At 48.0% G+C, this 18553-nt stretch carries 20 protein-coding genes; 9 read left to right on the forward strand and 11 right to left on the reverse strand.

Annotated features, from left to right (window positions below; translation table 11 throughout):
* Positions 1 to 55: 55 nt before the first annotated feature.
* On the reverse strand, positions 56 to 523 hold the full coding sequence (locus K0C01_RS01625; RefSeq protein WP_221170335.1) for a DUF5812 family protein: 468 nt from the start codon (positions 521 to 523) through the stop codon (positions 56 to 58).
* Between the two features lie 706 nt (positions 524 to 1229).
* Between K0C01_RS01625 and K0C01_RS01630 the strand changes: the two genes are divergently transcribed.
* Positions 1230 to 2543, forward strand: coding sequence for a phosphoglucose isomerase-related protein (locus tag K0C01_RS01630; RefSeq protein WP_221170336.1), 1314 nt, complete (start codon positions 1230 to 1232; stop codon positions 2541 to 2543).
* Between the two features lie 57 nt (positions 2544 to 2600).
* On the opposite strand, the gene K0C01_RS01635 is transcribed toward K0C01_RS01630, so the two are convergent.
* Together K0C01_RS01635 and K0C01_RS01640 are read right to left on the reverse strand one after the other, a co-directional pair.
* Entirely contained in the window at positions 2601 to 3065 is a 465-nt protein-coding gene (locus K0C01_RS01635; RefSeq protein WP_221170337.1) for an NOB1 family endonuclease, read from the reverse strand.
* A 6-nt stretch (positions 3066 to 3071) separates the two neighbouring features.
* Positions 3072 to 3311 (reverse strand): PRC-barrel domain-containing protein, encoded by a 240-nt coding sequence (locus tag K0C01_RS01640; protein WP_221170338.1) that lies wholly within the window; start codon positions 3309 to 3311, stop codon positions 3072 to 3074.
* Between the two features lie 260 nt (positions 3312 to 3571).
* Here K0C01_RS01640 and infB point away from each other — a divergent pair, with 260 nt between their 5' ends.
* Entirely contained in the window at positions 3572 to 5377 is a 1806-nt protein-coding gene (gene infB / locus K0C01_RS01645; RefSeq protein WP_221170339.1) for a translation initiation factor IF-2, read from the forward strand.
* A gap of 146 nt (positions 5378 to 5523) precedes the next feature.
* Here infB and K0C01_RS01650 read toward each other — a convergent pair whose 3' ends face one another.
* From K0C01_RS01650 to K0C01_RS01660, 3 genes are all read right to left on the reverse strand, one after another.
* Positions 5524 to 5670 (reverse strand): rubrerythrin-like domain-containing protein, encoded by a 147-nt coding sequence (locus K0C01_RS01650; RefSeq protein ID WP_221170340.1) that lies wholly within the window; start codon positions 5668 to 5670, stop codon positions 5524 to 5526.
* Between the two features lie 86 nt (positions 5671 to 5756).
* Positions 5757 to 6152: a DUF5811 family protein gene (locus tag K0C01_RS01655; RefSeq protein ID WP_221170341.1), complete on the reverse strand. Its 396-nt coding sequence runs from the start codon at positions 6150 to 6152 to the stop codon at positions 5757 to 5759.
* 77 nt (positions 6153 to 6229) lie between these two features.
* Positions 6230 to 6721 carry a pyruvoyl-dependent arginine decarboxylase gene (locus K0C01_RS01660; RefSeq protein ID WP_221170342.1) on the reverse strand — a complete coding sequence of 164 codons (492 nt, stop codon included), beginning with the start codon at positions 6719 to 6721 and terminating at the stop codon, positions 6230 to 6232.
* 97 nt (positions 6722 to 6818) lie between these two features.
* Here K0C01_RS01660 and sdhC point away from each other — a divergent pair, with 97 nt between their 5' ends.
* From sdhC to K0C01_RS01675, 3 genes are read left to right on the forward strand one after another with little or no spacing between them, the layout of a single operon-like run.
* A complete protein-coding gene (gene sdhC / locus K0C01_RS01665) occupies positions 6819 to 7205 on the forward strand; it encodes a succinate dehydrogenase, cytochrome b556 subunit (RefSeq protein ID WP_221170343.1) in 387 nt (128 codons plus the stop codon).
* A 1-nt stretch (position 7206) separates the two neighbouring features.
* Positions 7207 to 7614 (forward strand): succinate dehydrogenase/fumarate reductase transmembrane subunit, encoded by a 408-nt coding sequence (locus K0C01_RS01670; protein WP_310736329.1) that lies wholly within the window; start codon positions 7207 to 7209, stop codon positions 7612 to 7614.
* Positions 7615 to 7620: 6 nt separating this feature from the next.
* The gene (locus K0C01_RS01675) at positions 7621 to 8415 is read left to right on the forward strand and encodes a succinate dehydrogenase/fumarate reductase iron-sulfur subunit (protein ID WP_221170344.1); all 795 of its coding nucleotides are present in this window, start codon (positions 7621 to 7623) and stop codon (positions 8413 to 8415) included.
* Positions 8416 to 8490: 75 nt separating this feature from the next.
* Here K0C01_RS01675 and K0C01_RS01680 read toward each other — a convergent pair whose 3' ends face one another.
* The 4 genes from K0C01_RS01680 to pyrB all read right to left on the reverse strand — a co-directional run bounded on the left by K0C01_RS01680 (position 8491) and on the right by pyrB (position 11402).
* On the reverse strand, positions 8491 to 9414 hold the full coding sequence (locus tag K0C01_RS01680; protein ID WP_255568338.1) for a radical SAM protein: 924 nt from the start codon (positions 9412 to 9414) through the stop codon (positions 8491 to 8493).
* A 264-nt stretch (positions 9415 to 9678) separates the two neighbouring features.
* A complete protein-coding gene (locus K0C01_RS01685; RefSeq protein ID WP_221170346.1) occupies positions 9679 to 10026 on the reverse strand; it encodes a hypothetical protein in 348 nt (115 codons plus the stop codon).
* Positions 10027 to 10032: 6 nt separating this feature from the next.
* Positions 10033 to 10491, reverse strand: a complete 459-nt coding sequence (gene pyrI / locus K0C01_RS01690) for an aspartate carbamoyltransferase regulatory subunit (protein WP_221170347.1) — start codon at positions 10489 to 10491, stop codon at positions 10033 to 10035.
* Complete coding sequence (gene pyrB / locus K0C01_RS01695) at positions 10488 to 11402, reverse strand: aspartate carbamoyltransferase (RefSeq protein ID WP_221170348.1); 915 nt, start codon at positions 11400 to 11402, stop codon at positions 10488 to 10490. Before pyrB ends, pyrI begins: the two co-directional genes overlap by 4 nt.
* A 267-nt stretch (positions 11403 to 11669) precedes the next feature.
* On the opposite strand from pyrB, the gene K0C01_RS01700 reads away from it, so the two are divergent.
* The 4 genes from K0C01_RS01700 to K0C01_RS01715 all read left to right on the forward strand — a co-directional run bounded on the left by K0C01_RS01700 (position 11670) and on the right by K0C01_RS01715 (position 18260).
* Positions 11670 to 12938, forward strand: a complete 1269-nt coding sequence (locus K0C01_RS01700) for a Single-stranded DNA binding protein (protein WP_221170349.1) — start codon at positions 11670 to 11672, stop codon at positions 12936 to 12938.
* Positions 12935 to 14422, forward strand: a complete 1488-nt coding sequence (locus K0C01_RS01705) for an RPA family protein (RefSeq protein WP_221170350.1) — start codon at positions 12935 to 12937, stop codon at positions 14420 to 14422. Before K0C01_RS01700 ends, K0C01_RS01705 begins: the two co-directional genes overlap by 4 nt.
* A complete protein-coding gene (locus K0C01_RS01710; RefSeq protein WP_221170351.1) occupies positions 14422 to 15168 on the forward strand; it encodes a metallophosphoesterase in 747 nt (248 codons plus the stop codon). The genes K0C01_RS01705 and K0C01_RS01710 overlap by 1 nt, the downstream gene beginning before the upstream one ends.
* A gap of 257 nt (positions 15169 to 15425) precedes the next feature.
* Positions 15426 to 18260 carry a DEAD/DEAH box helicase gene (locus K0C01_RS01715; RefSeq protein ID WP_221170352.1) on the forward strand — a complete coding sequence of 945 codons (2835 nt, stop codon included), beginning with the start codon at positions 15426 to 15428 and terminating at the stop codon, positions 18258 to 18260.
* Here K0C01_RS01715 and K0C01_RS01720 read toward each other — a convergent pair whose 3' ends face one another.
* On the reverse strand, positions 18261 to 18548 hold the full coding sequence (locus K0C01_RS01720) for a helix-turn-helix transcriptional regulator (RefSeq protein WP_221170353.1): 288 nt from the start codon (positions 18546 to 18548) through the stop codon (positions 18261 to 18263).
* Between the last annotated feature and the right edge of the window lie 5 nt (positions 18549 to 18553).

An 18553-nucleotide genomic window follows, 5' to 3' on the forward strand; every position in this document is an offset into this window, starting at 1 on the left:
TCGGCTATCTGCGAGAATAAGCCTTGTTTTTTGTCGGCGCTGTGTAGACGGCAGATTAATCCGAGCAATATTGGACACAAAGATAGTCGTCACCAGTGGAAATTTTAACGCGAGTGGCACCAAGGCGGGCGGCACGCGCGTATGTTTCCTCATCCTCGCGGATGTCAGCAATAGCTGCTTCATGCTGGTCAGTCGGCACAGCAAGGATGTGAACTTCATCGTCGGTATCAGGCGTATGTCGTTCCAAAGCGCCCATTTCTAGGTCAGCGGCAATCGACTGTGCAGCCTCGGGTGGAGTTTCGTCGGTTGTCTCTATAGAGACAGTCCACCGCTGACCTACCGACTGTACGCTCCATGTGACCTCAAGCGGAGGATCAGCAGTAAGGGTTGCACGCAAGATTTCGTATGTGGAGACTGTTGGACTATCTGAGATTGTGTAGACCTGTCCTGTGGTTACCTCACGCCAGACAGGAGAGTCATCATCACCGTGAGTTACGAGAAAAGTTCCATCAGTAGTGGTCATTATCATACATTCATGATTGAGCCATTTTGGTATTTCGTGTTCTGCCAGCAGCCCTGCCGATGACGCAGAGTTCAAAACTGTTGGAGACATTCGCTTATAAATTTGGTAACTTACAGTGGTTTGAGGCGGAATCTCACCGGCTTTAGCCGTGTGAAGTACCTCGGTGTCAAGCCCCAAGGCTTCCCCGTCTTGGGTCAGCACCGCACCCGCAGGCGAATGTAATTCCTCCCAACCTTCTCCGTGAGGAGTCGGCTGAAATTCACACCCGAACATACCGATGTGTCCGTGGGAGTCGGCGGCTCCACCGCCGCCCGACAGCTCCCGTCTCACCCACCATAACGGCGGGGTCTTGAGAGGAGTCGCAGTTCCAAACTACCAAACGACCAGCAACGGAATTGAGGTATTCAACTCCATACGTTGAGCAGTTTGTTTCTGGCCGTTGTCTGTATGTTATCGATCAAAATAGTTAAATTTGTATCATATTGTGACGGCATTCACCCTCGGGGGCAAGTCGTTCGAGAATCAGAGATTCTCGTGATCACGAAAACCGGAGGGTTTGCGACGACCCCGAGGCACTCTGCCTTAACCTCTGTAGAGGAGGTTAATACGTGGGAGCGCAGGCTATAAATTGCCTCGGTGCCCAAACTTTGTGGCATTCGTTACGGAATTCTGTAAAAGTTAAGCCATAGCGGTGTGCACCGTCAGTATGGACATTGATATTGGATGTGCACTCGCTGAAACTGCATCTCCGGGGATATCACGAGAGTCATTAGATGAGCTTGATCAGCGAGTCACCAGCATCCATGAGACAATACAAGACCAGCGCGCAAAAGGAGAGCATGGATATGCAGCGCTAAACCTCCCATCAACGGTTAATCTTGAGGAGATTTCCAGTGCCACGGACCAGTTTGACGACGCAAAGGCAGTCGTTGTTGCAGGGATTGGAGGAAGTGCACTCGGTGCTGCAACGCTAGCTGAAGCTCTCGATACAGAGATACCACTATATACGCTCGACAATGTTGATCCGGCTACCACGAATGACCTATTAGATTCATTGCCACTTGAGGATACAGCACTGGTCGGAGTGTCCAGATCCGGGACAACAGCTGAAACCCTTGCTAATTTCCTTGTGGTCAGAGACGCGATTGATGAATCAGGGGGCGATTGGACAGAACAGACACTGGTTATTACGGGAGACTCTGGACCACTTGCCGAAATGGCTGAGGACCATGAGTTACCAAAGCTATCTGTGCCAGAAGGAGTTCCAGGGCGGTACTCGGTTCTCTCTGCAGTCGGTCTTGCTCCGGCGGCTATTGCTGGCGTTGACATCGAACGGGTTGTTGAGGGGGGAGCAAGCGCAGAGAAGACACTGACTGATTCCCTTTATGAGTGTCCCGCATATGCGTATGGGGCAGTAGCGTATGCGCTTGATATCCGGGGAGCGACGGTAAATGCAGTAATGCCATATTCAGAGCAGCTTGAGTGCTTTGCAGAGTGGTTTGCACAACTATGGGCAGAAAGTCTTGGAAAAGATGGACTCGGGCAGGTACCAGCCCGATCGCTTGGCGTTACAGATCAGCATTCACAGCTACAATTATATCGTGCTGGTCCTCGCGAGGTTCTTGTAACGTTCATTGATATTGAGTCTCGTCCAACCTGTGAGATCCCTCCATCAGAACATGACAGGCTGTCGTATTTAGAGGATACAACACTGAATGAGTTAATGACGGCGGAGCAAGCAGCTACAAAAGGTAGTCTTGCTGCCGCAGGTCGACCAACAGTCGAACTCTCAATGGCGGAACTCTCACCAGAGTCACTTGGTAGTTTGTTATATACGATGGAAGCAGCCTGTATACTTGCCGGAGAGCTCTACGAGATAGATGCATTCACGCAGCCGGCAGTTGAATGGGGTAAGCGAGCTACGCGGGCACTGCTTCGAGGCGAGACGACAAAGGAGACGATGACAATAAGTGATCAGCCAGAGTTGCGCATTTCATCACCAGAGCAGACCTCAGAATAGCAGGCAACAGCCAAGGCTAACAGGGGATAACGAATTTGCCGCTTTCGACCTATGATCCTATACGTTTGAAGGATTTTTGCGGGCTAAATCAGTTCCACAGATTGGACAACGGTCATGATTTTCATCGAACTCACGTCCACAGCCTTGACATTGGAATTTCCAGTCTCGCTGTTCTTGAATTCCTTCTTGAGCAATAACTTTGACATCGACCTCAAGTTGTTCAGCAACGTTCTGCATAGCATAATCGTCGGTGACAAGCGTTCCATCAAGTTCAAACGCAGCCGCAATCAAACGGATGTCTGTTTTTGAGAGTTCATCAGCATCACCAGTATCTGAAGCGACACGGCGAACTCGTTCAATTGCACCGTCATCTGGAATGTGAATATACATTCCGGAGCCTTCCATGGCGTCAAACCGGTATGCGCTTTCGTCTTCAAGCTCTTCACGAACGAGCGGGATGGTTGCAGTTCGCTCTTCGGTGTGGAATTCATTTATGAAAGCAGAGGAATCAAGGACGTACATCGATATTTACAGGCGAATAACGAGGTGGTCTTTAACCGACTCAACAAGGTGGTTTGGAACTCGATACCGGCCGCGTTCGTCTGTCTCAAAGTCAAAGTTGGTATCGTTGTCAGTTGGCGAGACAATCACATCTTCAATACGACCAGATTCGATGTCCATTGTGAGGTTGTACAACGTTCCGATCTCAGATCCATCGGTGCCGATCACCGCCTTTTCTGAGAGAGTTTGTGCAAGTATTCCTGACATACCTATCTGTTTTATACGAAATAGTATAAACGCCACGGGAGCAACCTAAAATAGGGAATTTTGGAGTCCAGTAATCGCTACGATAACTCCAATACACCGCCAAACTAACGATAGCAATTTCTATACAGAGCAGATTTTCTATGGTAGCCAATCCATGTTTGGAAGGAGTTAACGAATGATTATTCGAATCTGAGGCGTTTACGATGGACTTAACTGATACGGCTTGAACTTATCAGTAAGAGAACTTCTGGGTGGGAACTATGTCGGATACAGACTATAATGATACAGCGGCTAAGGATCTTCGAACACCGATCGTTGCCGTACTTGGACACGTCGATCACGGAAAGACTAGTCTGCTGGATAAAATCCGTGGTTCCGCAGTGACGGAAGGAGAAGCTGGAGCCATCACACAGCATATCGGAGTCACAGCTGTACCACTGGATGTTATCTCGCAGATTGCTGGCGACCTTGTCAACGCTGATGACTTTGACTTACCAGGATTACTGTTTATTGATACACCTGGCCATCACTCATTCACCACCCTTCGATCACGAGGGGGAGCATTAGCAGATATTGCTGTACTTGTCGTCGATGTAAACGACGGATTTCAGCCGCAAACTGAAGAGACAATTGACATCCTACAGCGGACACAGACTCCATTCATCGTTGCTGCAAACAAGGTTGATACGATTCCTGGATGGAATCCAAACGAAGGTGCACCAATTCGAGAATCATATGACTCACAGAGTCAACGAGCACGCTCTGCCCTTGATGAGCAACTGTACGAGATTATCGGAGAGTTAAGCGACGAAGGGTTCTCAGCGGACATGTACTGGCGTGTGCGTAACTTCCAGAAAAACATCGGAGTTGTTCCGGTAAGTGCAAAGACAGGAGAAGGGATACCTGATCTTCTGACGGTGATGATGGGTCTTTCACAGCGATATATGCGAGACGCAATGGAGATTGATGTTGGTGGTCCTGGTGTCGGAACCGTTCTTGAAGTGAAAGAAGAACGCGGATTCGGAAAGACACTTGATCTGGTGTTGTACGATGGAACGCTCAATGTGGACGACACAATTGTAGTTGGGGGTGAAAACGAACCGATTGTCACAGAGGTACGGGCGTTACTACAGCCTCGTCCACTCGCCGAAATTCGAGCTGAAAGTCGGTTCGAGCAGGTGGATTCTGTTGGAGCCGCAGCTGGGGTAAAAGTCGCTGCGCCGGATCTTGAGGGTGCAATGGCTGGAGCGCCTCTACGGGTTGTGCGTGATCAGTCAGTTGAAGATGTGGTTGCCGAAGTCCAAGCAGAATTGGAGGAAATTGCGGTTGAAACCGATGAGGAAGGGGTGGTAATCAAAGCTGACACGTTGGGAAGTTTGGAAGCCATGGCATCAACACTGAAAGAAGAGGAGATTCCAATTGTGCGTGCCGAAGTTGGAGATATCGTGCCACGTGATGTCTCAGTGGCGAGCACTGCTGATACGCCAAAGCACCAAACTATTCTTGGCTTTAATGTCGATATGCACTCGGATGCAGCAACACAGGCTGACCTTGAGGATGTTGAAGTATTCCAGAGCGACGTGATCTATCAGCTCGTGGAAGACTATCAGGAATTCGTTGAAGAACGTGAAAAAGCACAACAAGAAGCTATTCTTGAAAATATTACACGCCCTGCTCGGTTCCGAATCCTTGACGATCACGTGTTCAGACAGAGCGACCCAGCAGTTGTCGGGGTTGAGATTCTTTCTGGAACACTACGAACAAATGCCGGTGTTGCGCTGTTCGATGATAATAAACCGGACCGTGTTGGACAGGTAAAAGGTATTCAAGATCAAGGAGAAGATATCGACGAAGCGCGATACGGCGATCAGGTTGCGGTTGCAATTGATGGACCAACAGTTGGTCGGCAAATTAAGGAAGGCGATGAGTTGTGGACATATATCCCTGAAAAACACGCGAAGGTGCTTGAACAAGAACTAGCGGATGAGATTCCAACAGATGAAGTTGAAGCACTAAATCAGTATCTTGAGAAACAGCGACAACGAGATCCTTTCTGGGGCAAGTAGGCTATTCTGCAATCAATACTATACGTGTCCAACTGAGGAGCTAAGACTGTAGCTATCCCAAATGAACAGTATTGTATAAAGTGGTAAAATCCCGTCGCGTCAATAATGCCAGAACAGTTGTAGCTGGGGACAACTCCCAAGTTGAGTTACTCCATTGGAAGGCTCCGGTTTCGGAGTGTTCCTCCACACTCTGGACAATTCGATGGATCAGTTTCTTCGATCAAATTACCGCAGTCTAGACACTCATATTCAGACTCTTCAGCCGGATCATACTCTGGGTCGGGTTGTGGCATGTTACTTCATAACATCCCAATGAATAAAACAGTGTCGGGAGTGGCCAAATCAGTATACAAAGAAAGGACAAACAAAAGGTTGGTTGTTATCTCGCAACAGAGGTAATATCAGAAGAGACTGCCTGCTTAACTTGGAGAATAGCAGAGGCAGCAAGCCCACGTGCGACTTCTGTTTGATCATCTGTATCAATTATCTCACTTGATTGAAGCTCATCTTCAGACGGGGAAAATCCGGCACTGACAGGACGGCCGGCAGGAGGACGAACAGCAATTTGTGCTTTAACTCCAGTTGCACCGCGACCGACGTTAGTATTAACCAGATATCCATTTGGGAGGAGTTTTCTTGTTTCCGCAGCGATTTCAGACATATTTTCTTGTAACCGACGTATTTGATCGGGGGCTGGATCAGAAATATCAGCTGAAGCTCGCTTTCCGGCTGGTGTTACCGTTGGAGTGCCCCCATATGGTGTGTTTCCGTTCATCTTGATGGCATACAGTATGTGCACCAGCCTAAAAAACATTTGCCAGTGTTCGAAAACCGTGGAAAGCAAAACGTCTTTTAGCTGTTATTTTGAATAAGATCTATCCCCTCACCATAGACAGCAAGAACAACCACAGCACCGGCAGTATCTCCGGTTTGTTCAACGTCAAGCTGCTTGCTCTGAGTGACAGGACTTGCGAATTCATTATCACGCTGCGCAATGCCGTGATTAATACCAGTAAGAGCATGCGAGGTAATCTGCTCGGCTGATGAGTTGCCGGCAGCTTCGTAGAAGATACCGTATCCACTAGTTGAACGGGCCCACGCTAATGTTGCCGCTACAGTTCCGGTCGTTGCAGTTTCAGAGGCTTCGACAACGTAGAGACCACTTCCATGGGTGCCGAGATCTGGAGCAGATCCAACTTCTTTGATGGGCACTTCAGGAGGGATAACAGAAGAAAGCGGTATGAGATTGTAATTATGGACATTCGCATCTCGTAACGCAGCATCATAGGCAGCTAGTTCGGTAGGACCAGTGCCGGTCCCCCAAACAATCCGAATTTGACCCATAATGTTATTCAATTAGGTAAAAAGATATATCCGACGACTTAATTCATCATGGAAGATAACGCATATATAGTTACACACAAACAGTCACAACAGACCGATGAGTCAGTCATACGACCGAGGGACAGTCGAAGACCTTAGTCGATGGAAAGAATTTTCCGCAGGGATGTGGGCCTGGGTCCTTCATAAGACAACAGGTTGGGTTCTCATTGGGTATATGTTTGTTCACATTGCGGTTCTAAGCACAGCAATCAGCGGACCAGAATTATACAACGAGGTACTTGGTGGACTCGAAGAGCTGTTTGTCGTCAAGCTTCTTGAGCTAGGCCTTGTTGCCGCGGTTGCATTTCATATTCTCAATGGAATCCGCCTGCTACTACTCGATATTGGATTTGGTGCACAGTATCAGGAAGAGTCATTCTATGCATCACTAGCCGTTACGGCTGTTTCAGTTGTAATTACTGCATGGGTGCTATTTGGAGGATGATATGATGTCGCAACAACAAGGACAACCATCGACGTTTAACGCAAACACAGTTAATTGGGTACTACAACGCGTAACAGCGGTTGTATTGATTGTGTTGCTCGCCGGACACTGGATTACGCTTCACTATCCAACTGGGAGCATTCTTGGATTAGAATTCCCAGACCGTGCGGCCGAAATTACACTAGCTGGGACAGAAGCAAGGATGGAAGAGTGGTGGTATTTCGGAGCTATGTGGCTGTTTTTAGTGACAGCTTCGTTCCACGGTATAAACGGTGTGTACCAAGCGTTGATTGGGTTTGGTGTTGAGGGAGCAAAACGAACAATTGGCAAGTGGGTGCTGATCGGATCTGGCGTTCTTATCATTGTGCAGGGTACGCGGGTCGCACTCCACATGGCTGGAATACTCTGATGAACTATGAGCAAAGCAACATCAACAGACGAGCAGACAAGCGCAGAACAACTTACACAAGCAGATGAGACTGTTGTCGTGAAGATTTATCGGCACAATCCAGAAGAAGAAGGTGATGAGCCTGAATTAGTTGATTATGAGGTGCCGTTCGAACAAGGGATGACAGTGCTTGACGCGCTGATCTACGTTCGAGATAATATTGATTCGACACTGGCATTCAGACATTCCTGTCGACAAGCGGTGTGTGGTTCAGACGCATTATTCATCAACGGAAAACAGCGTCTGGGATGTAAAACACAGATTGCTGATCTTGAAAAACCGGTGCGAATAGAACCATTACCACACCAAGGAGTACGGAAAGACCTCGTTGTTGACATGCAAGACTTCTACAACCGGATGGATGAAGTCTCACCAGAAGGACAAGAAGTCGACGTTATCGAAGAGGACTGGGAAGATGGTGTAAGCGAGCGGTTGCAGAGTGCCGAGAACCGTGAGAAAATCAAGTTGTCAACCCGATGTATCTGGTGCGGTGCCTGTGTTTCGTCATGTAATATCGCAGCAGGTGATAAGCGGTATCTTGGTCCAGCGCCGATCAACAAAACATATCGCTTTGTGATGGATGAGCGGGAAGATGACGAATTGAACGATAAACGGATGGAAATCGTTGAAGATTCGCATGGAGTCTGGCGTTGTCAAACGCAGTTCTCCTGTACAGAAGTCTGTCCAAAGGATATTCCACTCACAGAGCACATACAGGCACTTAAACGGAAGGCAGTCAAGCGTAAATTGAAGTTCTGGTAAGATTCACTCAGAGATTCTGAGTTCGGTGCAGATAGCTTATTACTATTTTGAGGAAAAAGCATGAAACACAGCAGTTTAGTGGTCAGCATTAACACGAGAGAGCCCACATTGCTCAGCATACTCAATAGCTCTTTGATATTCCTCAGCTGAAATTGACCGATTAATCTGCTCGTATGCTGAACCCTGTAAGACGCGGTGTTGTGGCCGGTATTGAGACATCAGATTCACATATGTTTCCGGCGAGACCTCATTCGCAATATACTTCAGGATTTGTTTTGTCTGCTCGATATGATTTGGCATAGCGAGATGACGGACAAGCACACCTGATGTAGCAATACCGCGATCATCGATTGTGAGTGTGCCAACCTGTCGATGCATCTCAGTAAGTCCAGTTGATGCAAGCTTCCAGTAGTCAGGAGCGTCAGAGTATCGTCTCGAGGCAGTGTCGTCTGCCCATTTGATGTCTGGCATATAAATATCAACAATTCCGTCTAGAAGACGGAGAGTTTCCAACCGTTCGTAGCCGCTACAGTTCCAAACAATTGGAATTGAGAGCCCACGTTCACGAGCAATACGGATGCTCTTGACAAGAGCTGGTGTATGATGTGTTGGTGTTACAAAGTTGATATTATGGCAGTCCTGTTCCTGTAATTCAAGGGCCATTTCTGCAATCTCTGCGGGCGATACTGGGCTGCCGCGTTCTCCTCGACTAATAGCCGGGTTCTGGCAAAATACACAGGAGAGGTTACAGTGGCTAATGAATATAGTGCCACTACCATGAATGCCTCTGATGGGACGTTCTTCTCCATGGTGGGGAGCATAGGACGCAACATTGACAGTTATATCAGCACCACACCGCCCAGATTCATCAGCTTGCCTGTCCACGTTACACGCGTGGCCACAGAGAGTGCATGACTGATACTGATTTTCAAGCCTTCTAATACGGCTATGAAATTCTGAGAGTGGAAGTTGCTGATAGCTTGGTTGGTTGGTACTCACACAATCATACATACACTTAGCAGTCCAAAGAGCGTGTCGACGGATGGTGAGGTAAGGTCTATAAAAATCAGGTAGAGCGCCTCGGGGTCGTCGAAAACCCTTCGGTTTTCGTGATCACGAGAATCTCTGATTCTCGAACGACTTGACCCCGAGGTACTTCACGCTGTTATCATGAAAAACACGTATAGAGAAAAACCACCAGAAGCAATTACGGTTCTACAAAGATATCAGATAAGGTGTCTCAAAGCTTGACCTCGGATTAGTTCACTGATCCTTTTGTCCTTCAGCGATTTTTTCGACGGTCTCTTCAATTTCCTCTGTTTTTGGTCGGCGATCAACTCGTTCATTTACCTCTTCAACGCGATCGATCACTTCATCGACCTCCTCAGCGACGGTTTCCTCAACTGACTCAGCAACTTCTTGAGTCATCCAATCAGGATCAAAGCGAGCCATCTTCCAGCCAACATGGAGAAGATAAGACAGAAAGACACCAATTCCAAACGCAATCCCTGCCGTTGTTCCAACCTGTAGCATGAGAACAATGGCAATGAAGATTAACACGCCATATGCAAAGTCAACAGCAATGTCAACGCGATGTGGATTAAGCGCCATTGTTTGTCACCGTGAAATATGTTTAATGAGGTCATCCGTAATAATCGTCTCACAATATCTGCATCGAACGCCTTCTCCAAGTACATCAAATGTGGATTCAACTGGTTCGTTATCCGCAGTGATACAGTCAGGATTAGGGCACTCAAGGACACCAGAAACAGTTTCTGGGCGATCAAGGCGATGCTTCTCAATAACCTCGTAATCGCGAATAATGTTGATCGTTGCTTGAGGAGCAATCAATGATAGAACATCAACTTCTGCTTGGCTAAGCTCTCGATCTTCGACCTTGACAACGTCTTTTTCCCCAAGTATATCACTGTCAACGTTCATACCGATTGAGACAGTTTCACCACCACTACCATCAATACCAAGAATCGCCAGTACGTGCAGTGCAGCGCCACCGGGTACATGGTCAATGACGGTTCCGTCTTGGATTTTACTTACACGAAGTTTATGATCACTCATTGGTTGTCACCTAAGAGAAAATCGAGGAGGGCCATACGGACTGGAACACCATTATGTGCCTGTTCAAAGTACTGTGCCTTTGAGGTTACGTCCAAATCTGGGTTAATTTCATCAACGCGGGGTAGTGGATGAAGCACAGATAGCGAGTCTTTACTTTCTGAAAGAGTTCCGGTGTCAATTTGGTATTCGCCAGCAACTTTCCGGTATTCATTTTCGTCAGGGAACCGCTCCCGTTGGATCCGAGTCACATATAATACGTCTAGTTCTGGGAGGATAGCATCTAAGTCAGTGTGTTCTGTGATAGATGCACCAGCAGCATTAAGATCATATTTGACACCGTCTGGTAACTGCAAGCTTTCCGGGCTGATAAAGTGTTGGTCAACGTCGAAGTTTGTTAGCGCAGTAGCAAGCGAATGGACGGTTCGGCCGTATTTTAGGTCACCCATGATGCCAATTGTCAGATCATCTAAGCCGTTGAGTTCCCGAATTGAATACAGATCGAGCAGTGTCTGTGAAGGATGATGGCCAGCTCCGTCGCCGGCATTGACAATTGGGACGTCAACGTATTCACGGGCCATTCGAGCAGATCCCTGTTTTGGATGTCGAAGAACGAGTGCATCCGCATATCCTTCAACAACTCGAACAGTATCAGCGAGGCTTTCACCCTTGCTTACGCTGGATGATGTTGTTGAGCCCATATCCACAACATCCCCACCCATACGCTTGATTGCGGCCTCGAAACTCATTTTCGTTCGCGTGCTTGGTTCAAAAAACAGTAATCCAAGCAATGTGCCCCGATGTCGATCCCGGATTGCATCCGGGTTCTTTTCAAACTCGGCAGCACGATCAAGCACCTGCAGAATGTCCTCACGCGAAAGTTGTTTTGCAGTAATAAGATGATCGTGATCCATCGTTGAAAAAAGGGTCCTGTATCCTATTGAAACCTCGCTATTCGAATGAGAATTTGTCGCTGATCAGGTCTCCCGTAGTATGGTGCAGTAGTCAACGGCCTCGGAGTCAAGCCCTTGGCATCCGCCTCGATTCTTATGTGCAATTACAGCAGCTGATGGGCAAAATTTCACGTCTTTAGCGGGGGAAGAGATAATTCGTCTAGGTAGAACAACGCTCTCCGAATCAGACGGTAATCATTATACTTCTGGCCGGGTGAGTGTTATATTATGCAATTAGATGATCACGCCGAGGAGCTTGCCTCCGACCTCGGTGTCGACAAACAGGAGGTTAAGGCAGACCTTGAGAACTTAATCGAATATAGCGTACCGGTAGATGAAGCCAAACAAAGCCTACGACGAAAGTATGGGGATACACAGTCGGGAGAGACACCTACAGTTTCATCCATTGATGAGATTGATCCAGACGATGGGACAGTAAATCTCACAGCTCGCGTGTTAACAGTTGGGACCCGAGAGATTCACTATGATGGGGAAACACAGGTGATTCGAGAAGGAACAATTGCGGATGAGTCAGGAAAGATCGGATACACAGCATGGGATGATTTTGGTTTTGAAGCAGGTGATACAGTCACAGTTGGAAATGGGAGCGTTCGAGAGTTTCGAGATAAGCCAGAGATCAACATAGGAGATTCCTCAACAGTCACGATTAAAGACGAATCGCTTGAGGTACCATATCGAGTTGGAGGAGATCGATCACTGACAGAATTGTCTGTTGGAGACAGTGGTCGAGTTATAGAAGTTGTCGTAGAAGAAGTTGAAACACGAACGATTTCAGGACGAGATGGTGAAACAACGATTAAAAGCGGCGTCATCGCCGATGAAACAGGTCGGCTACCATTCACAGACTGGGCGGCTCGACCTGAGATGACAACTGGGGCGACACTGCGACTGGAAGACGTATATGTCAGAGAATTCCGCGGCGTTCCGGAGATCAGCCTTTCAAAGTTTACTACGGTTACTGAACTTAACAAGCCAATCGAACCGCAAAGCGATCGAACACGGTTGACAATTCAAGAGGCGGTCAAGACTGGAGGTGTATACGATATTGAGATTGTTGGAAACATCGTAGACATTCAGGACGGATCTGGATTGATAGAGCGCTGTCCGGAGTGTAATCGAATTGTACAGAACGGTCGATGTCGCACGCACGGAGATGTTGATGGGGTTGATGATCTCAGAGTGAAGGCAGTTATCGATGACGGGACCGGAGCAGCAACGGTCGTGCTTGACAAAGAACAAACAGCAGAGATATACGGTGGCGGTATCGACGCAGCACGACAGGCAGCACGGGATGCAATGGATCAGTCGGTTGTTCGAGAAAAGATTGGTGAGGAGATCATCGGTCGAGAATATCGCGTGAGCGGACACCTTTCTGTAGATGAATACGGGGCTCGGATCGAAGCAACAGAGTTTGTAGAAGCCGATGGCAACGTAGCACAGCAAGCAGAAGAACTACTTACGGGGGTTGAATCATGAGTGCACCAGACAACCGGCGAGAAGTCGCCGTACGAATATTTGCATCAGAATATGATCAGGCGGAATTCGAGTATGCAGAAAGTGACGAAGAACGAGCACCAAAATATGTCGTGTCACCAACTGGCGCACGGATCAATCGACTGTTTACGGTCGGAGTTCTCACAGCAGTTGAACAAGTAAACGAAAATACAATCCGGGCTAGAATTGCAGATCCAACTGGTGTATTTGTCGTGTATGCTGGACAATATGAGCCGGATGCGTTGGCATTTTTGCAGAAAACTGAGCCACCGGCATTTGTTGCAATTACTGGAAAAGCAAACACATTCCAGCCAGACGACAGTGATGACATACTCACGTCAGTACGACCAGAGCGGATTAACGAAGTTGATGCTAAAACCCGGGACCGGTGGGTTATCCAGACTGCAGAACAAACACTGACCAGAATTGAACAGATGGCAACTGCGCTGGCTCTCGAAAAGCAGGGCGATGAGCTCAAAATGGCATTACAGGAACGATCAGTTCCAATCGAGCAAGCAGAAGGTATCGTTAAAGCGATTAACTACTATAATCCAACGCCAGACTACCTTGGAGCAGTAAAAGAGCAAGCAATTCAAACACTTGAGGTCGTTGCAGGCGAGCGAGACGAGGTCGAAGCAATAGAACAGGTGCCATCAGAGGAATCTGGAAAATATATTCTCGATGAATTGCAGGATATCACACCAGAACGGGTCGATCAGACGATAGAGGCTGAATCGATAACAGAGTCAGAGATAGCGTCTGGTGAGGTAAAACAAACATCAACACCTGATGAAGAAGAGACAAACAAGATAAGTTCATCAGCAGCAAGTGAGATAGAAACTCAGGAAGACGGATTAGAATCTGAACCACCATCATTCGAAGAAGGGTTGGCAGAAGAAACCCAAGATGAGGGGATTGCGGTAGATGAGCAGTCGCTTGATTTAGATAGTTCAACAGAAGAAACGGAGTTCGATACAGTGGATTCAGTTGATGCCGAATCGGATCCAGATGAGCTCTATACAGTTGACGAAGAAGAGCGAGAGCGGATTGAAAGTGAGCATGGACTGGAGTTTGAAACTGGAAACGATGTTCCAGAACCGGAAGAAACGGAGTCCAAGGTCGATCCGGATCTTGACATGAACGAGGAGCCGATAGAGTCTGATACCACCCAATCTGAAGAGGTCACTACAGACTCGATCTCTGAGGAAACAATAGCAGCCGGACAAGAAGAATCCGCAGTAGAACCTGACGACGATGAATCAGAAGAGGAGATAGATATCGATACCGTGCTTCTGGATCAGATGGAGTCGATGGACGGCGGAGCGGGCGCTAGTCGGTCAGAGTTGATTGATATCGTCACGACAGAAACGGGTGCCTCAGCGGAGGATGTCGAAGATGCAATTGATGAGGCACTAATGGGCGGACAGTGCTATGAACCGGAAGATGGGAAGCTTAAACGAATCTGATGCAAGTTGAGCCAGTAGCTGGCGAACCAGCCGCAATAGCCGATGTCGATGGAAGCCAAAAGCTGATCATTGCAGACTATCATGCTGGTGTAGAAGTTGCACTCCGAAACGAAACGGGCGTTGAAGTGGATAGTCATGCAGCAGATAGGCGGGACCGACTACTGTCATTAGTTGAGCAGACAAACCCAGACCAGTTGATCGTGCTGGGAGACCTAATGCATTCAATCGGTGATCCAGGAGGCGCAGAGCGTGGGGAGCTTGAGGTGTTGTTTGAGTCACTTCCAGAATCCTTGGATGTATTCTTAGCAAAAGGAAACCATGACGGGGCAATTGAGTCATGGATTCCAGATATCGAGATTACGCCAACCGCTGGAGAAAAAATTGGTAATCTTGGCATTATGCATGGTCACACGTGGCCAAGTCAGTCTGTCCTGTCAAGTGAGATCATTTGCATGGGACATGAGCATCCGGTGGTTAGACTCGAAGATACGGTTGGAGGATCAGAAATAAGGCGAGCGTGGATTCGAGGGACACTAATAGAGGACCCGTTTGCCCGACGGGGCAAAATAAACAACTGGAGGGGTCCAGAATTGATTATCTGTCCAGCATTTAACGAACTTGTAGGCGGTACATGGATCAACGAGGGACAGGACGATTTCCTAGCACCGTTCCTACCAGACGGATTACCAGCTGGTGACGCATTTTTACTTGATGGAACGTACCTCGGTGATTATCGGTCAATCTGAAGCTGCTACCGGATCACAACAAATCAACGACAAGACGGCGTTTTTATGCTGATTGAGCCCATATACTTGTTTGATTCAAGACGGCCTGGCCGTCATACTTTCAGAGATAACGGGAAGCCTGAGCATTCACTTCGGTCGATATATCGCTGTACTACAATCAACACGGAACCCTCCAAGTATCCGAACAGACAGTATCACCAAGTAAGGGACTATCATGTGCTAAGGCGATTCCCTGGGACGAATATGAAGTGTGAAAAATGACAGACCAGCTTGCAACAATGCATTCGGCCTTTGAAGTATTGGACGAAGATGTCCAAGCAGCGCTTGCTGAACAGGGATTTGAATCCCCAACAGAACCACAGGACCTTGCAATCCCGCCTATTGCTAAAGGAGATCACACGCTTGTGATTGCTCCGACAGGGACCGGAAAGACAGAGACAGCAATGCTGCCCATTTTTAATTCAATTGTCCAAAATGGGACAAGTTTTGGCATTTCTGCGCTGTATATCACTCCACTTCGTGCACTTAACCGAGATATGCAAGATCGGCTTGATTGGTGGGGTGAGCAGCTTGACATCGAGATCGACGTGCGCCATGGCGATACCTCAGACTATCAGCGCCGACAACAAGCAACAGACCCGCCAGATGTTCTCGTGACAACACCTGAAACACTACAGGCGATGTTTACAGGAGAGCGGCTGAAAGAAGCACTCGCAGATATTGAACACATTGTGATTGACGAGGTGCACGAACTTGCCGCCTCAAAGCGAGGTGCACAACTTGTCGTTGGGCTAGAGCGGCTACGAGAGCATGCTGGCCCGTTTCAGCGGGTTGGGCTCTCGGCAACAGTTGGAGATCCGGAGGCTGTTGGAACGTTTCTGACCGGAGGACGAGATGTAACAATCAAACGGGTTGATGTTGGCAGTCGTTTAGAGGTCGATGTTGTTGTGCCTGAGGTGACAACAGAAGACGAGTCACTTGCTGGTGAGTTGATGATTGATGCAGAATTGGCGAGCCATGTCCGAACAATCCGGGATATTGTTGCAGAAAACGAATCGTCACTCATTTTTGTCAATACCAGACAGACAGCAGAAGCACTAGGATCGCGATTTACACAGCTCACAACAGTTGATATCGGCATCCATCACGGATCACTTTCTCGTGATGCTCGGGTTGAGGTTGAAGATAAATTCAAGCAGGGTGAATTGGATGCATTGTTGTGCACGTCTTCAATGGAACTGGGTATCGACGTAGGGCATGTTGATCACGTTGTACAGTATTCCAGCCCCCGACAGGTTGCTCGATTACTGCAGCGTATTGGGCGTGCAGGCCACCGGTTTGAAGAGATTTCATCTGGAACGATTGTCGCGACGAATAACGATGATGCGTTCGAAGCGTTGTCAATTGCAAGACGAGCAAAAGAAGGACTCGTTGAGCCAGCAGAGATTCACGTAGGGAGTCTTGATGTCGTAGCGAACCAAGTTGCAGCAATCGTAAACAGTCGTGATGAGATAGACGCGAATAAAGTGTACGAGATCATTAATAATGCAGCACCATTTCAGGATCTTACTGAAGAGACATTCCGAGAAGTTGTCGAGGAATTAGCAGGAAATCGGATTTTGCAAATACGAGAGACACAGAATCAGCTTGTTGCGACTGGCACCTGGCAATATGTGTATAACAACCTCTCGATGATCCCAGACGAAGAAACATATGATGTTAAAGACGTCGCCAGTGGTAATCAGGTTGGAACGCTCGATGAACGGTTTGTCACAACGATTCTCGAACCTGGAGAGAGTTTTATTCAAGGAGGAGATGTCTGGCGGGTAGTGACCATTGATGACGGCGATTCAGCAGTGAAAGTGTCACCAATTGAAGATCCAGTTGGAGAGGTGCCATCATGGATTGGACAAGAAATTCCAGTTCCATACCCAATTGCGACTGAAGTTGGCGAACTTCGACGCGTCACGACAGCGCAGTTCGAGCATGGAGCGACAAAATCAGATGTTGCGCGTGATGTGGTCCAACGCTATCCTGCAAAACAAGAAATTGTTGAACGATCATTAGGCCAGATTGAGCGGCACTCCGAAGTGGCACCCCCACCAACCGACAGTCGGATTCTAATTGAACAGCATGGGCGTACAGTGGTACTAAATGCATCGTTTGGCCATCAAACAAATGAAACACTAGGACGAATCCTTTCGTCGTTGCTTGGACAGCAAACAGGCTCTTCAGTTGGATTACAGACGGGACCCTACCGGATTGAGCTGGAAGTGCCACCAAATACCGGCGCAAAGACAGTTAAAAATCTCCTTTATGATACAGATCCAGAACATGTTCAGCCACTAATCGAATTAACACTGGATCGATCAGATACGCTTATGTTTCGTCTTGCTCAGGTCGCAGAACACTTTGGAACAATCAAGTCATGGAGAGGCGACACAGGGATGGGACAGGACCGCCTGCAAAAGATCCTGAAAGATACGCCAGCATATGAAGAGGCCAAGCGAGCGGTAATACACGACGATTTAGATCTTGAGCAAACAGCAGCGATACTACGACGGATTCAGCACAATGACATTGACATTGAATTAGTTGGTGAACGAACCCCGATTGGAACAGGTGGACGCAACAACGGAGGCGAATTTCTGGCCCCAGAGAATGCAGACGCAAGCGTGATCACGACAGTGCGAGATCGAATCCTTAGCGATGATATTACGTTGCTATGTGTTCACTGTAAAGACTGGGAACGGACAAAGCCAGTAAAGCGAGTCCGAGATCAACCGACATGTTCAGAATGTGGGTCGACAATGATTGCAGCATTAAACGCTTGGGACGAAGAAACAATCGGCGCTGTCCGCGCAAAAGACAAGGACGACGACCAAGACCACCGCACGCGTCGAGCGTATCAAGCAGCCAGTCTTGTGCAGGCACATGGAAAAAAGGCAGTGACCGCACTCGCCGCACGAGGGGTTGGACCAGATACGGCTGCTCGAATTATCAATAAACACCGAGAAGAAGAGATAGACTTTTACAGAGATATTCTGGAAGCAGAAAGACAGTACGCGCGAACACAATCGTTCTGGGACTAGCTAGTGTTGATATTCGGGAGGATCAACAGAAAGCGTGTAAAGACGTTTACGCGCATCTGAAAACGAAAACTGTGATTGAACAATATCTCGGTCCTCAAGTCGCCCAAGAGCGTATCGGACAGTTCGGGCAGGGAGAAGCGTTCGTTCTGCGATCTGACTCTGAGTAAGCGTACCACCATACTGAAGAGATTTGGCAACCAGCTTTGCACTTGGTGGAAGGTCACTGATATCTTCCCATTCTGCGGATTGATCCTGCGTGTCAACTTGTGACAATTCTTGCGTGCTCATGACGT

This window comes from Salinarchaeum sp. IM2453 (genome assembly GCF_019693215.1).
Taxonomy (GTDB): domain Archaea; phylum Halobacteriota; class Halobacteria; order Halobacteriales; family Salinarchaeaceae; genus IM2453.

What these genes read in the sequence shown, in the direction of transcription:
- K0C01_RS01625 (WP_221170335.1), bottom strand. Translation starts at nt 523, where the DNA reads ATGACCACTACTGATGGAACTTTTCTCGTAACTCACGGTGATGATGAC.
- K0C01_RS01630 (WP_221170336.1), top strand. Translation starts at nt 1,230, where the DNA reads ATGGACATTGATATTGGATGTGCACTCGCTGAAACTGCATCTCCGGGG.
- K0C01_RS01635 (WP_221170337.1), bottom strand. Translation starts at nt 3,065, where the DNA reads ATGTACGTCCTTGATTCCTCTGCTTTCATAAATGAATTCCACACCGAA.
- K0C01_RS01640 (WP_221170338.1), bottom strand. Translation starts at nt 3,311, where the DNA reads ATGTCAGGAATACTTGCACAAACTCTCTCAGAAAAGGCGGTGATCGGC.
- infB (WP_221170339.1), top strand. Translation starts at nt 3,572, where the DNA reads ATGTCGGATACAGACTATAATGATACAGCGGCTAAGGATCTTCGAACA.
- K0C01_RS01650 (WP_221170340.1), bottom strand. Translation starts at nt 5,670, where the DNA reads ATGCCACAACCCGACCCAGAGTATGATCCGGCTGAAGAGTCTGAATAT.
- K0C01_RS01655 (WP_221170341.1), bottom strand. Translation starts at nt 6,152, where the DNA reads ATGAACGGAAACACACCATATGGGGGCACTCCAACGGTAACACCAGCC.
- K0C01_RS01660 (WP_221170342.1), bottom strand. Translation starts at nt 6,721, where the DNA reads ATGGGTCAAATTCGGATTGTTTGGGGGACCGGCACTGGTCCTACCGAA.
- sdhC (WP_221170343.1), top strand. Translation starts at nt 6,819, where the DNA reads ATGAGTCAGTCATACGACCGAGGGACAGTCGAAGACCTTAGTCGATGG.
- K0C01_RS01670 (WP_310736329.1), top strand. Translation starts at nt 7,207, where the DNA reads ATGATGTCGCAACAACAAGGACAACCATCGACGTTTAACGCAAACACA.
- K0C01_RS01675 (WP_221170344.1), top strand. Translation starts at nt 7,621, where the DNA reads ATGAGCAAAGCAACATCAACAGACGAGCAGACAAGCGCAGAACAACTT.
- K0C01_RS01685 (WP_221170346.1), bottom strand. Translation starts at nt 10,026, where the DNA reads ATGGCGCTTAATCCACATCGCGTTGACATTGCTGTTGACTTTGCATAT.
- pyrI (WP_221170347.1), bottom strand. Translation starts at nt 10,491, where the DNA reads ATGAGTGATCATAAACTTCGTGTAAGTAAAATCCAAGACGGAACCGTC.
- pyrB (WP_221170348.1), bottom strand. Translation starts at nt 11,402, where the DNA reads ATGGATCACGATCATCTTATTACTGCAAAACAACTTTCGCGTGAGGAC.
- K0C01_RS01700 (WP_221170349.1), top strand. Translation starts at nt 11,670, where the DNA reads ATGCAATTAGATGATCACGCCGAGGAGCTTGCCTCCGACCTCGGTGTC.
- K0C01_RS01705 (WP_221170350.1), top strand. Translation starts at nt 12,935, where the DNA reads ATGAGTGCACCAGACAACCGGCGAGAAGTCGCCGTACGAATATTTGCA.
- K0C01_RS01710 (WP_221170351.1), top strand. Translation starts at nt 14,422, where the DNA reads ATGCAAGTTGAGCCAGTAGCTGGCGAACCAGCCGCAATAGCCGATGTC.
- K0C01_RS01715 (WP_221170352.1), top strand. Translation starts at nt 15,426, where the DNA reads ATGACAGACCAGCTTGCAACAATGCATTCGGCCTTTGAAGTATTGGAC.
- K0C01_RS01720 (WP_221170353.1), bottom strand. Translation starts at nt 18,548, where the DNA reads ATGAGCACGCAAGAATTGTCACAAGTTGACACGCAGGATCAATCCGCA.